This window comes from Mesorhizobium sp. WSM4837 (assembly GCF_055811435.1).
Genome location: NZ_JBVVQE010000056.1, coordinates 1 through 14,088, shown reverse-complemented (window position 1 = coordinate 14,088; position 14,088 = coordinate 1). Strand labels below are relative to the sequence as shown.

Here is a 14,088-nt window from a genome sequence, read left to right as displayed (position 1 = left end):
CCAATTCGGCAACGAACCGCCTGGGCGAAAAGCCGGCCGTCTTTTAGCGGGTGAGGTCATAGGAATAGTCCGTCACGCCCGTCTGGCTCGTCTCGCGATCGAGCTTGTCGAAGATCTTGTCGAGGATCGTGGTCAGCACGCGTAATCCGCCCTGGTAGCCCATGAGCGCAAAGCGATGGTGGTGGTGCCGGTCGAATATCGGAAATGTCAGCCGGATCAGCGGCGTGCCGGTGTCGCGCTCCAGATACTTGCCATAGGAATTGCCGATCAGCAGGTCCACTGGCTCGGTGAAGAGCAGAGACCGCATAGCCCAAAGGTCCTTGCCCGCCCAGACCTGAGCGTCCTTGCCGAAGGGCGAGGATGCAAGCAGTTTCTTCAACTCGGCTTCCCACGCCGAGGTGCCGTTGGTGGCGAGGCAATGTGTCGGCTCGCCGCCCGTTTCCATGACGAAGCGGGCCATGGCGTACACGAAGTCCGGGTCGCCGTAGATCGCGTATTTCTTGCCGTGCAGCCAGGACTGGCTGTCCGCCATGGCATCAATCAGTCGGCCGCGCTCCAGCCGGATTGCCTCGGGGATTTCCTTCCCGGAAAGCGCCGAGACCTTCATCAGCAATTCGTCAGTCGCCTGGACGCCGAGCGGATAATGGAAGGAAGCCGTGGCCTGCCCAACTTGCCCGCAATAGTCCAGCGTTTTTCGGGTGTTGTAGTGCTGCAGCGAAAGCGTTGCCTCAGCGTCGAGTGCCCCCCTCACCTCATCAATCTTCGTGCCGCCGTCGTACATCCGGTATTCCCCGTCCGATGGTGTATCGAACTGGTCAGACGCGTCCTGGATGAAGGTGTAGGAAACACCCATCACATCGAGCAGACGTTTGAGTTCCCTGTTGTTGCCAACGCAGAAACCGTCGAAGCCCGGAATGACGTTGATGCTTCCCTTGGTTTCCGTACGCTGCTGGCCCTTCCAGAAGTGCTCCAGAATACCCTTGAGCATGCCGTCATAGCCGTCGACATGGCTACCAACGAAGGCTGGTGTGTGGGCAAAGGGCACGTCAAAGTCGAGCGGGACTGACTTTTCCTCTTTGGCGTTCTCGATGAAGCTGTGCAGGTCGTCGCCTATGACCTCCGCCATACATGTCGTCGACACTGCGATCATCTTGGGATCGTAAAGCTGGTAGGTGTTGGCGAGCCCGTCGACCAGGTTCTTCAGGCCGCCGAACACTGCCGCGTCCTCGGTCATCGAGGAGGAAACCGCCGAAGCAGGTTCCTTGAAATGGCGCGACAGGTGCGAGCGGTAATAGGCCACGCAGCCTTGGCTGCCGTGGACGAAGGACATGGTCCGCTCGAAGCCCGCGGCCGCGAACACCGCGCCGAGCGGCTGGCAGGCCTTGGCGGGATTTATTACCAGCGCTTCCCGGGCGAGGTTCTTTTCGCGGTATTCCCAGGTCTTGGTAAATTCGCCTTGATCGGTAACGATCTGATCCGGGTGCGGACATTCGAAATTCAGCTTCTTCTCGGCGAGCATTTGCCTGTATTCCGGCTCGCGGAACAGGGGAGCGTGGTCGAGAATCTTTTCGGCCGACTGCGGCATTGGTATTCCTCTTTTTAATCTGGCCGCGCATTCGGCAGCTCAGATAGATCGAGACGTTTCCGGTAATCCCGAGGCTCACAAGCTCGCGGGGTTCATGGTCTCTCTGGGGAGACTAGGCCAGGACAGGGCGTCTATTCGGCAGCTATCGCCCGCCCACTGGGCGGGCGTTCTTTCCAAGGGGCCTGGTAGAGATCCCAGACCGGATTGTTGATGGCAAGATCCACGTCACGCGCGAAAATGGCAAAGCCGTCATAGCCGTGATAAGGTCCCGAATAGTCCCAGGAGTGCATCTGACGGAACGGAATACCCATCTTCTGCACCGGGTATTTTTCCTTGATGCCAGAGCCCACGAGGTTGGGTCGAACTCCCTCGATGAACTTCTCCAACTCGTAGCCGGTAACGTCGTCATAGATCAGCGTGCCGTTCTTTACGTAATGACCGGTGCGCTGATAGTCATCGTTGTGGCCGAACTCGTAGCCAGTGCCGACGATCACCATGCCGAGGTCCTCGTAAGCTGTGATGACGTGGCGGGGGCGCAGGCCACCGACGTATAGCATGACGGTATTGCCTTCGAGACGCGGCCGGTACTTGGAGATGACGGCGTCAACAAGCGGTCTGTACTTGGCGATCACCTTCTCGGTTTTCTCCTCGATTTCCGGCCCGAAATGCTTGGCTATGCTGCGCAGAGAGGTCTCGATCTGGGACGGTCCGAAGAAATTGTACTCCATCCAGGCGACGCCATACTTTTCCTCCATATGCCGGCAGATGTAGTTCATCGAGCGGTAGCAGTGGATGAGATTGAGCTTGGCCTTTGGCGCGCGCTCAATCTCGGCCAGTGTTGCGTCGCCCGACCAGTTGCCGACCACGCGCAATCCTATCTCCTCAAGCAAGATGCGCGAGGCCCAGGCGTCGCCGCCAATATTGTAGTCTCCGATGACGTTAACATCGTAAGCACCGGCCTCGAACTCGACGTCCTTCTTGTCGAAGACCCAGTCGCGGATCGCGTCATTGGCGATGTGGTGGCCGAGTGATTGCGAGACGCCGCGGAAGCCCTCGCAGCGCACCGGCACGATAGTCTTTTCGTACTCCTTGGCTTTCTTGCGAGAAACTGCCTCGGTGTCATCACCAATGAGACCGATCGGGCATTCGGATTGCACGGTGATGCCGTTGTTTAGCGGAAACAGCATCTCGATCTCGTCGATGATCTGTTCCAGTTTCTTGTCACCGCCGAAGACAATGTCTTTCTCCTGGAAATCGGAGGTGAACTGCATTGTCCCGAAAGTGTCGATGCCCGTTGTGCCCACATAGTAATTGCGTCGCTGTGACCAGGAATATTGACCGCAACCGACGGGGCCGTGCGAGATATGGACCATATCCTTGACTGGGCCCCAGACCACGCCCTTTGAGCCGGCATAGGCGCAGCCGCGTATTGTCATCACACCGGGGATGGACTTGATGTTCGATTTGACGTCGCATTCGGAAAGGATCTCACTTTCCCCGCCAGCCTCACCCCCGCTCTTTGCGATGCTGAGGTGTTTTTTGCGGCGCTTCGCCGCTTTGTCGGGATATTGCGATAGCACCTCCTCGATAAGCTTCGCATGGAGAGCACCATCATTCTCGTATTCCAGGCTCATGGGACCCCTTTCAAGGTGTCTGATGACGCCCCACCGATGAGGCGCCCGTTCTTTGCAAGACGCCCAACTCGAGAGGCGACCAATATCGGTCGTTACTGGGCGGCCGTCTTGGCCGCTTCCTTGGCCTGAAGCTCAGCAAGCATCTGCTCGTCGGTTTTCATGATGCCGAAGTCGAGCAGCATGTCCTCGAGCTCCTCCATGGTGATCGGCGTCGGGATGGTGCCCTGGCCAGAATTGGCATGGATCTTCTCGGCCAGCGCGCGGTACTCTCCGGCCTGCTTGGAATCCGGCGCATACTGGATAACTGACATCTTCCTGAGCTCGGCGTGCTGGACGATGTTGTCGCGCGGCACGAAGTGGATGAGCTTGGAATTGAGCCTGGAAGCCAGGGCTTCAGCGAGGTCGAGCTCACGGTCGGTTTGACGTTCGTTGCAGATCAGGCCTCCGAGCCGCACGCCCCCCGAATGGGCATATTTCAGGATGCCCTTGGCGATGTTGTTGGCGGCATAGAGCGCCATCATCTCCCCAGACATAACGATGTAGATTTCCTGCGCCTTGCCCTCGCGGATTGGCATCGCGAAGCCGCCGCAAACCACGTCGCCGAGCACATCATAGGAGACATAGTCGACATCGTCATAGGCGCCGTTCTCTTCGAGGAAGTTGATTGATGTGATGACGCCTCGGCCGGCGCAGCCAACACCCGGCTCCGGGCCGCCGGACTCCACGCACTTGATGCCTCTGTAGCCAATCTTGAGCACGTCCTGCAGCTCGAGATCTTCCACCGAACCTTCCTGTGCCGCCAGATGCAGGACAGTATCCTGAGCCTTCGAGTTCAGGATCAGGCGGGTGGAGTCGGCTTTGGGGTCGCAGCCGACGATGAGGATTCTCTGCCCGAGGTCGACCAGGGCGGCGAGTGTGTTTTGGGAGGTGGTGGACTTGCCGATGCCGCCCTTTCCGTAAAAGGCGATCTGACGCAGACCTGACATTATAGATTTCCTTCCTTCGTTCCATCCGTCGCGGCTGGCCGCAATATGAATGCCGATGGGCAGCTCTTGCCGCCTCACACCGAAAGGGTCTCAAGACTCGTGCCAAGTAGCTTGCTGATAACCAAAAAGGGTATTTTTTCGTTTGTGTCCCGCGAGTTAGCCTGAGCTTCAACAAGTGTTTGCTGCCAGACAAGTGATTGTCATAACAAGCCCTGTAGCGAACCCGACAATGCCCGACACAAGGCGTCAGCTTCGAGACCGACACCTGAAGAACTCGGGCCCTCGAGCTAGAGCCGACCTTTGGCTGCATACAGGCGGCGGCAAAGCGACCGGCTTGCGCGCCTCCGCCGCGGGACATCAGACGTGCGTGCTCGGTAGCTGGTTGCGCATGGCTGGTTCGAGACTGGCCCCCGCGAAGTCGGCATGGAACATGCCTGATGCGACGACTGCCGACGATCACATCCTCGTCCGGCTCGGAGAACCGGCACTGATATTGCACGCGGCGCTGTCACAACATGTCGGGCAGCGATGAACATTCCCTTCGTGCGACGCCGCCGGCAACGGCGTGCTCCATGAATGCGGGTCGCTGCAGCGAACCCATGTTGCAGTTGCACCCAAGCTGGCGAGCTTATTCATGACCGAATCCGCGACAGGCTTCATGGAGATTTTTCTGCACGGCCCAGAAAAGCCGGATCAACGATCTCGTCCCGCATGGGGCGCGGTCATATCGCTTGCCCTGGGCACCTTCGGGTTGGTGGCGGCAGAGCTTTTGCCTGCCAGCGTACTGACGCCGCTCGCGCATGATCTGCATGTCACAGAGGGTGCGGCTGGACAGACGATGACAGCGACGGCGATTGCTGCGGCGATCTCTGCGCCGACGATCGCCTTCATAACAAAGCGCCTGGACCGCAGGATCGTCCTGTGGGCGATGATGCTGCTTCAGATCCTGTCCAACGTTCTGGCGGGTGTCGCGTGGTCGCTGCCGGTTTTCCTAGCGGCACGCGTCGTGCTCGGCATTGCGCTTGGAGGCTTCTGGTCGATTTCGGCATCGCTGGCGATTCGGCTGGTTCCAAATCATCTCCTGCCGCGCGCCCTATCAATCATCCTCACCGGCGTTTCGGTCGCTATCGTTTGCGCGCCTCCAGTCGGCGCCTATGTAGGCGACATCTGGGGATGGCGAGCCACCTTTATGATCGCCGCAGCCGTCAATGGCGTTACATTGCTGGTGCAACTCGTAACCATTCCGACGTTGCCGCCGGTTGAAATGGCTGGACTCCGCGGTCTGCTGAATGTGATCAAGAAGCCAACTATCAGGGTCGCGCTTTTGGTCGTACTGCTGGTCGCTTCTGGGCACTTCGCCAGCTTCACCTATGTCCGGGCCTACCTCGAGGAGATTCCCGCCCTCCGAATCGAGACGATCTCATTGCTGTTGCTCGTTTCCGGCGTATGCGGCTTCTTCGGCAATTTAGCCGGCGCATTCCTGGCGAAACACAGCCTCAAGGCAGTCGCGGCGCTGCCGCCCCTGCTCATGGCGATAGCCGCTGTCTCATTGCTGATGCCTGGAGCATCGGCCTCCGCCTCGGCCATTGCGGTTGCTGTATGGAGCTTTGGCTTCGGTGCGGTGCCGGTGGGGGTACAGACTTGGATGGTGCTGCGCGCCGTTCCCGAGCAGGCCGAAAGCGCCGGTGTGCTGATGACATCAACGTTCCAGATTGCCATCGCAGCCGGCGCGATCTTCGGCGGTTTGCTTGTGAACAATGTCGGCGTCGCCAGTGTGTTTGCCTACAGCGCGGTTGCCACGTTCCTCGCAGCCCTCACGGTGTTCCTATTCGGCCCGAAACGCACAACATAACCAACCTCTGACGGGAAAGACCTTCAGCTCAGCGCTCGCGATGCAGCCGCACCAGCCGCGCGGCGCGATCCCGCCCACGACTACTTTGTCGGTTCAGGCCTTCGTCTCGCCTAGATATGACCTGGGTCGCGGCTACCACCCGATGGGGCCTGGACCAGTGCCGGGCGCCTCGCCTCGCCGGTTTCACCGTTCGCGGCTACAGGAAGTGCATCAGCGTTCGCCCGGGCGGAGTTGGTCAGGTTACGCAGCCCGGGCGAGCGCGGGTCGCGCTAGGCAGCTGATGGATGACCAGGTGCCGTTCTTGAGGCGTAGCCTCGTCGATGTCCTGAGATTGCAAGGTGTCAGCGCTAGGGCTTCACCGTCGCGGATAACTATGTCCGACAGCCTCATGGCATGGACTCTTCCCGCTGGCGGAGCCGACGAGCTTGGGAGATAGGGCGTAATCTGCTCTTCAATCATCGTTTGAAGGTCAGGCATCGTATGTTCAGCAACCGCGAGCTAGCGAGACGTCAAATCATCTCTTGCAACGCCGACGTTAGGGCGCAGCCGAGGGTCTCGCTCGAATTGCGGACGTCCCACCGACAAGATCATCGACCGCAATTTGCGTGCCCGGGTGGCGCTCCGTTTGCGTTGCGCCCCTTCCCGCTAACCAGCGGCGGCTTGGCGACGTTTCGGTCGGCCTTGCGACAATTCTAGTTCCGTTTCCGACACAGAGGTTTCGATGGACGCGCACGGCGAAGCCAGTTGGAACGCCAAGCATGTCATGATCGTGGCCGAGCCAAATTCGATCCTCATCGACTCGGGATCATGGCGATTGCCGAAGAGCGGCCGCCATGAATTGCTGTCACAGGCGTGCGTTCGCGTCAGTCATGCCTCTGCCAACACCGCTACTAGGAGCGCACTGTGCCCCCTCGCTGCGGTGGTGCCCGCGGCTGCGCCGTGGGCATGGGCATGCGCTGTGTGGTGTTTGCCAGCCGGCGGAAGCGCAAATATCCGCGCTACACACCGACGGCTATGGCGCGCATCCCGCGTGGCGAAAGACGTCGTCCGAAAGGGGAGTGCAGAAGCAGCTTCATTGCAAATGGCATGTCTCTTGCTGCTCGTGCTCAGAGCCCATTGAACACGATGAAAGCGGATACCGAACCATGGCTGGCACGCGAAGCTCTAAACGATCGGCGAAGGCGGCGGTGGTTGTTCTCGCTGAAGACTGCGCATCGCCCGGTTTGGAGATCCGAACATCTGGAGCCGGGCCGTTCCCATAGACCAGAAGGGGGAAAGAATCGGGAGCCGCGTAGGGCATTGTCTCGCGCCCTGGCCTGGCAGCACCCCAGCGCGGCAATCCGATAGCCTCAGTAAAATCCAGTGCGCCAGTTTCTTCAAAAGGAGCAAGTTGATGACCGGTCAAAAGAAGGTCCCATTCGTCACGTTTCTGACGCGTGTTCGCGATGATTCAATCCAGGGGCCAAATCCGTACCGTTGGGAAGAAAAAACATCCGACGACTACTTTGCCGGCAAACGCGTCATCCTGTTCTCCCTGCCTGGCGCTTTCACCCCGACCTGCTCGACCTACCAACTGCCCAATTTCGAAGATCTCTACGAGGATTTCAAGAAAGAAGGAGTTGACGCGATCTACTGCCTCTCGGTCAACGATGCCTTTGTCATGAACGCATGGGGAAAGTCCTTGGGGCTGCAGAAGGTCGAGCTGATCCCGGACGGGTCTGGCGAGTTCACGCGCAAAATGGGCATGCTGGTTGCCAAGGACAATCTGGGCTTCGGTATGCGCTCGTGGCGCTACGCGGCTCTGCTTAATAATGGCGTGGTGGAGCAGTGGTTTGAGGAGGAAGGTTTCTCCGACAACTGCGAGACCGACCCCTATGGCGTCTCATCCCCGCAGAACGTCCTTCAATCATTGAAGGACGCTGCGTGACCTGGTGCACATCGACCATGCGCAACTGCGTTTTGGACGACACTGTGTGCAGAGCGCAAAGCTCTGGAGGCGCGCGGCCCGTGAGGTCGTTCAAACGTGACGCGGCTTAGAAGCCGTCGACCTGTGAGAGATCTAATTAGCCACCGCCAAGAGCTTCTTTGACAGGAATACCGAACCGACCATGAAATCGTCCTTCAGCCTACTTCAGAAACAGTCTCTTGCGGCATCGCCTCAACTCATCGAGTCGATTCGCCTCTTGCAGCTGACGCATGCCGAACTGCATCAGTTCGTGGACCAGGAGCTCGAGAAAAATCCGCTTCTGGAGCATGCGCCAAACGACGAAGGGTGGACTGGCGAGGTTGAAGGACCGAACTGGGCAAGGTCCCCGGACCTGCCCAGGCAAGGGAAATCCCAGCTCAGCACGACGAACACCACGCCGGGCGAGCGTCCTGCCTACGAGGAGTTTGTCGCCTTAGCGGAAACGTTGCACGACCATGTCGCTCGTCAGATCTCCCTCACCGCCTTCACACCGCACGAGCGGCTGATTGCTCATCAGCTTGCCGGGCATCTGGATGACACTGGCTATCTTCGGGTAAGTCCTTCGGACTTGGCTGACACCCTAAACGTCGGGCTGGCCCATGTGGAACGGGTGCTGGGCGTCTTGCAGCACCTCGATCCACCGGGAATTTTCGCACGATCGCTCAGCGAATGTCTCGAGATACAGTTGCGCGAGCGAAACCGGTTCGACCCGGCGATGGCGGTTTTGGTTGCCAACCTTGAGATGCTTGCGCGACGCGATTTTCAGACATTGAAGCAGCGTTGCGGCGTCGATGAAGAAGATCTTCTCGACATGTTGCAGGAAATCCGTGCGCTTGACCCCAAGCCTGGAAACAGATTCCAGTCGGGAACGCCGGAATGCGTGATACCGGACGTATGGGTCCTGCGCTCGCCAGGAGGTGGATGGCAGATCGAACTTGATCCGAACACGCTGCCCAAGGTGCTGATCAACCAAAGCTATGTCGCGGAGGTTTCCTGCCGAGCCGCCAAAAAATCGAAAGACATGACATTTCTCAATGAATGCTTGCAAAACGCGAACTGGTTGATCCGCAGCCTCGATCAGCGCGCCAAGACGATCCTTAAGGTTGCCACCGAAATCGTGCGCCAGCAGGATGCCTTTCTGGAATATGGCGTCGCCCACCTACGGCCCCTCAATCTCAGGACGGTCGCTGACGCGATCAACATGCATGAGTCGACTGTAAGCCGGGTGACCTCGAACAAGTACATGGTTACCCCACGCGGCGTGTTCGAACTCAAGTATTTCTTCACTGTCGCGATCGCCTCCTGTGAAGGCGGTGACGCGCACTCCGCCGAAGCTGTCCGCCATCGGATCAAAGCGATGGTCGCCGAAGAATCGCTTGATAACATGCTTTCTGACGATGACATCGCTGACCGGCTCAAGGAATGCGGCATAGATCTCGCTCGCCGCACGGTCACCAAATATCGCGAGGCGATGAACATCCCCTCCTCCATACAGCGGCGCCGGGAAAAGCGCTTGTGGCGGGACGGCGATCAAGGCCTCAAGGCCTCGTGACCAAAAGCGGCCCCTAAATCAAATGTGACGCGTTCTTCACATTCGCCCTCCTCCGGGCCGAAGCAACCGTCGAAATCGCTACATTCCCGGCAATTGGGCGCAGTGCATAGCAAAAACCCTTCGGCCTCACAGAGTTTGCGGTAAAAGTACTTCTTCCATTTCATGTTTTGGGTATTGCCGGCTGCAAGCATCGGGAAATGGGTGGCAAGCAGGCGGTTGAGCTCGGCCCGATTGAGAAGACCAAGATCCTGCCACAGATGGTCATCGCGCATGGCGCGCCGGGCGACGATCTTAGCGAAGCGCGCGCTCGCCGGGTCGCTCGGCCGGGCATGCGCCAGCAGAAGGCCGCGCAGAAGTTCTTCCTCCATGCCCCGCTCAGGATCGCTGACGTCTTCCAAGGCTAAGGCCGCCATAGCGGTTGCGGACAAACCCAGGGGCAGGACCTCGCGCAGCTCGGCAAGGGACAGCCCTGTTGACTCCGTCGCTGTCGCTTCGCCAGCCTCGACCTCCTTGAGCGCACACGAGAGAACGCAGGCAAGAACATGCTCGTCGAACCCCCTCTCCGGCTCGATGCTGGTGGGCCATTGGCCGGCGCCGACACATGCGTCTTTCTGTGCGGACATGGTCCCGTTCTCCTGGTTTGTTTTCGCGATGCAGCGGCCCTGCCGAGAGCACATGGGTCCGAGTACGGGCACGCGCCGGCGCGGGCTCAACCCCAATACAGCGGGCCGCGGGTCGACCGCATGACCAAGCTGGCCTTCGAAGTCACCGCGCTAAACCATGACCCATAGCGTTGTTGATGGGGGGATGATCCGGTCTCCCCCAGTTCGGTCTGGCAGCATTGTCCCTGGTCGAAATCTCTCAACTGGGTCCGTAACGCGATTGGACAGTTTCAGGATCGATGAGGGGCTCTGCCAAGCTCCAGCAAATCGATACCACCGGCGTCCTCGGTGCGCTCACGGTTTCAGACAGAGCGTTGCCGCTCTCACGCGGGGGTTCCTGCCGGCCCATCTTTCCCTTGCAGGTGGCGCGGTGGCGTTGGAAGTTTCACAGTCCGTAGTCATACTGATGCGGTCCCAAGGTTGTGATGGCACTGTCATGAGAAGCAATGCGGCGCTCCCCGAGCGCATAGACAGGATCGTCCGGATACGGTGCTCCAATCGGCTGTCGCGTGCCGAAGCGTTCTGCCTCCAGGACCAAGGATGGGATCTGCTCCTCCAGCCAGTCATAGACAACGGTCCGTTCGGCAATCCGCCACTCCCCTTCCCGCTTTTGAAACAGATCGCAGTAGCGCCCGCATAGAAACATCTGACGCACTTCTCCGTCTTTGTCCGGTCCGCGTTGCAGCGCGGTGAAATAGCTCTCGACTGCGGCCTCTGCCGGGTTGATGAATTCGACAAGGATGTTCGTGATCTGATGGATGTTGCGCGGTCCGGTCTTGAAGACGCCGAGCGCAAACCGGATGAAGCCCTCTGCCGAGCCGCAATAGGCCCCGTGATTGTCATGTGCATCTGGCCAGTAGGCGCTGCGCAGTGCCGCTTCATCGGCACGGTCTATCCCGCGGCAATACCGATAGAGGCAGTCGCGGATCGCCTCGCGGTCGAGCAGTTCGACGATTTTCGCTTGGCCCGTCGGGTCTGCCGCAAATTCGGTGGTTCCGACGTGTTCCGGGACCTCTGTCTTCGGTTTGAGGGTGGCCTCCGAAGCGATTCGCGCAGCGGGTGGATCGTCGATTTCCAGCGCAAGTTCGGGGCAGGATCGCACCCCATCCGACGCAAGCAGTTGCTCCGCGTCCGCAACCTCGATGTCACCGGGGAGGATGTAACCCGCCTCATCCAGCTTGAAGACTGCCGGCGCTCGCGCCGCGCATTGCGCATGCCCCTGACATCTGGCTTGGTGAACGATGATGCGCAAGGCGACCTCCAACGTCTGTGCCCCAGCTCAGGCCGGGCTAGGTTTAGCCCCACTCCAGGATCAGATTTTCAATCCCGAACAGTTGGCCGCCGTGGGTGATGGGTGCTGTTCCCTCCTTGATCCGAAAGGGCGGCAGGCGCGCCAGCCACTCCTCCAGGCCAATGACAATTTCCCGGCGCGCGAGATGTGAACCAAGGCACCGGTGGGGACCATAGCCAAAGGCGGCGTGGCGGATGCCTTCTCGGGTCAGATCGACCGTGTTGGGAGATTCGAATTCCGCCGGGTCACGATTTGCAATCATCGTGGCGCAGGAAACGAAGTCCCCCTTGCGGATCGGCGCGCCTTCGAAGTCGATATCTTTCCGTGCGACGCGGATCAAATGAACGGTCGGAAAGGCACGCAGCAGTTCTTCGGCTGCGCGCACGATCCGGTCCGGTTCTTTTCGGAGCAATTCCTGATCTTCCAGTTTTCGCGCGAGATAGGCCAAGTCAAAGCCTATGGCTGTAGCGACCGTGTCGAGCCCCGCCACCAAAACGAGCACGCCAATGCCACGGACCTCCTGGTCTGTCAGCCCGCGGCCCTCGACCTGCGCCTGCACAATGAAGCTCATGAAATCGTCGACGGGCTTGTTGCGGCGCATCGCCGCCAGCTCGTCTATGAACGCTACAATCGTCCGAGCCGCCGCCGGCCGTCTGACATCATCGCCATGGAGCAGATCTTTCGCCCAGGCAACAAACGTCTCAAGACGGTGCTCCGGCAGTCCGATGAAGCGAAGGAAGATGCTGACCGCGAAAGGAAAGGCGAAATCCTTCATGACATCGCAGCTTGTTCCCGACGAGGCGATCCTCGTGATAAGCGCTATCGCTCGCTCGCGGATGGCGGGCTCCAGTTCCGTTACACGCTTCGGCGAAAAGAGCGGATTGAGCAATGAGCGAAAGACTGCATGGGAAGGGGGATCGAGTTCGAGCGGGATCGTCGGCCAGTCTTCGCCCAGTGCAGATGCGAAGACGTTGCGATGACTGGAAAAGTTTTCGGTCTCCTGCAGCACCCGGCGCTGATCTGCGGCGCGAGTGATGACCCAAGCACCCTGCCCGGTACGCGTGTTCCAGGGCGAATAAAAGATTCGCGGTCCGGCATGCACGCAAGCGATTGCTGCGTGGGGGTCGCCGTTGGGCGCCGGAGACATGCCTGGCGAGGAAAAAAGGCTGAAGTCGCCCACCATTTCCGGCGGGACATGATCTGGAACCGGGTTGGTCGCCATTTGGTTCTCCTGCGTTCAGGCGTTTACGCTCGGTTGAGATCGCAAGGCTGTTCGTCACCGCTGAGCTCCGCGCGCACTGCCGACATCGCCTCCGATGACAACGTCGAGCAAATTGCGTGCCGAATAAGCGCACCATTGGCGCTGCTCATATCTCCGTTGTAGCTGCCCTTCTGAGGCTAACCTTGGTACGAATTTCGACATTCATGACTGTTCCAGACACGACAAGGTTTTGCAGAAAAGAATGCTAGCGAGGAGCCGAGTGAAGAGGCTAAGTATCGAACGAGGTCACCTGCGAGAGAGGGTGTAGCTCGGCGGTAGCGAAGCCGCTCGCGAGCGCGCCCTCGACAAGCACTGTAGATGCTATGGGCGGCGGCGAGCGTGTGGCACCCTCGGCGCTGTTGAGCAGCTACCTAAGGAGCGCCCCATGTCACCATCCTTTGATGCAAGCAAATCCCTTACCGCCCTTGATCAGGACAGCACGTTGGTCGCAGTGATTGAGATGAGCCAGACAAAGTGGCTCATAGCTGCGACGGTCCCTGGCTTTGAACGTAACCCTCTCAAGAAGCTCGATGCCGACCCGGATTCGGTGTTCAGGCTGTTGCGCCGCTGGCGCAGCGAAGCCATCCAAGCCGGGCGTGAAGTCCGGCGCATCGTTGTCGCCTATGAGGCTGGACGCGACGGCTTTTGGTTGGCGCGCTGGCTCCAGGCGCGCGCTGTCGAAGCTTATGTCATACATCCATCGAGCGTCGCGGTTTCCCGTGAACATCGGCGTGCCAAGACCGATCGCCTCGATACCGAACTGCTGATGCGCGCCTTTCTTGGCTGGCTGCGGGGCGAGAAGCGCCACTGCAGCATGGCAGCCATCCCAACCATCAATGAGGAGGAGGCCCGCCGTCCGAACCGTGAACGAAACAATCTCGTCCGCGAACGTACACGGATCGTCAACCGCATAAAGGCAATCCTCGCTCGCTTCGGCATTCGCGCCTTCAAACCCAATCTGCGCAAAGCTGCCGAGAAACTGGAGGCTCTGCATACGGCGGAAGGTATGCCCCTACCGGAACGAAGCCGAGCCGAGTTGCGCCGTAATCTCGGACGGCTTCACCTGTTGCGTGAACAAATCCACGAGATCGAACAGGAGCGGTTGCGGCAGCTCTCGGTGGTTCCGGACACGGAGAAGGGTCCGCTCGCGATGGTTCGCCTTCTTGCGCGGATCATCGGTGTCGGTATCAAGACTGCGGACATGCTGGTGAATGAGATTCTGTCACGCGGCCTGCGTGATCGGAGAGCCGTCGCCCGCTATGCCGGACTTACCGGGGCGCCGGATGAGAGCGGCCAACG

At 59.5% G+C, this 14,088-nt stretch carries 10 protein-coding genes and 1 pseudogene; 4 read left to right on the top strand and 7 right to left on the bottom strand.

Annotated elements, in window-relative coordinates; genetic code table 11:
* Window positions 1–43 precede the first annotated feature (43 nt).
* The 3 genes from nifK to nifH form a co-directional block, all read right to left on the bottom strand.
* The gene (nifK, locus tag AC0L3D_RS26415; protein WP_473480581.1) at window positions 44–1,585 is read right to left on the bottom strand and encodes a nitrogenase molybdenum-iron protein subunit beta; all 1,542 of its coding nucleotides are present in this window, start codon (window positions 1,583–1,585) and stop codon (window positions 44–46) included.
* A 131-nt stretch (window positions 1,586–1,716) separates the two neighbouring features.
* Window positions 1,717–3,219, bottom strand: coding sequence for a nitrogenase molybdenum-iron protein alpha chain (gene nifD / locus AC0L3D_RS26410; RefSeq protein WP_473646289.1), 1,503 nt, complete (start codon window positions 3,217–3,219; stop codon window positions 1,717–1,719).
* A 92-nt stretch (window positions 3,220–3,311) separates the two neighbouring features.
* On the bottom strand, window positions 3,312–4,205 hold the full coding sequence (nifH, locus tag AC0L3D_RS26405; protein WP_404926324.1) for a nitrogenase iron protein: 894 nt from the start codon (window positions 4,203–4,205) through the stop codon (window positions 3,312–3,314).
* Between the two features lie 634 nt (window positions 4,206–4,839).
* Between nifH and AC0L3D_RS26400 the strand changes: the two genes are divergently transcribed.
* The 3 genes from AC0L3D_RS26400 (at window position 4,840) to rpoN (ending at window position 9,575) form a co-directional block, all read left to right on the top strand.
* A complete protein-coding gene (locus tag AC0L3D_RS26400) occupies window positions 4,840–6,057 on the top strand; it encodes an MFS transporter (RefSeq protein ID WP_473480585.1) in 1,218 nt (405 codons plus the stop codon).
* A 1,393-nt stretch (window positions 6,058–7,450) separates the two neighbouring features.
* A complete protein-coding gene (locus tag AC0L3D_RS26395) occupies window positions 7,451–7,984 on the top strand; it encodes a peroxiredoxin (protein ID WP_065010713.1) in 534 nt (177 codons plus the stop codon).
* Window positions 7,985–8,165: 181 nt separating this feature from the next.
* Window positions 8,166–9,575: an RNA polymerase factor sigma-54 gene (rpoN, locus tag AC0L3D_RS26390; protein WP_473646288.1), complete on the top strand. Its 1,410-nt coding sequence runs from the start codon at window positions 8,166–8,168 to the stop codon at window positions 9,573–9,575.
* Here rpoN and AC0L3D_RS26385 read toward each other — a convergent pair.
* The 4 genes and pseudogenes from AC0L3D_RS26385 to AC0L3D_RS26370 form a co-directional block, all read right to left on the bottom strand.
* Window positions 9,554–10,198 (bottom strand): nitrogen fixation protein NifQ, encoded by a 645-nt coding sequence (locus AC0L3D_RS26385; protein WP_473488630.1) that lies wholly within the window; start codon window positions 10,196–10,198, stop codon window positions 9,554–9,556. The genes rpoN and AC0L3D_RS26385 overlap by 22 nt on opposite strands.
* Window positions 10,199–10,622: 424 nt before the next feature.
* Window positions 10,623–11,192: a nuclear transport factor 2 family protein gene (locus AC0L3D_RS26380; protein ID WP_473629470.1), complete on the bottom strand. Its 570-nt coding sequence runs from the start codon at window positions 11,190–11,192 to the stop codon at window positions 10,623–10,625.
* A gap of 126 nt (window positions 11,193–11,318) precedes the next feature.
* Window positions 11,319–11,489: pseudogene (locus AC0L3D_RS26375) on the bottom strand (ferredoxin); the annotation flags it as partial.
* A 43-nt stretch (window positions 11,490–11,532) separates the two neighbouring features.
* Window positions 11,533–12,750, bottom strand: a complete 1,218-nt coding sequence (locus AC0L3D_RS26370; RefSeq protein WP_473480592.1) for a cytochrome P450 — start codon at window positions 12,748–12,750, stop codon at window positions 11,533–11,535.
* Between the two features lie 424 nt (window positions 12,751–13,174).
* On the opposite strand from AC0L3D_RS26370, the gene AC0L3D_RS26365 reads away from it, so the two are divergent.
* On the top strand, window positions 13,175–14,088 hold a 914-nt coding region (locus AC0L3D_RS26365; protein WP_473646286.1), incomplete at its 3' end, for an IS110 family transposase.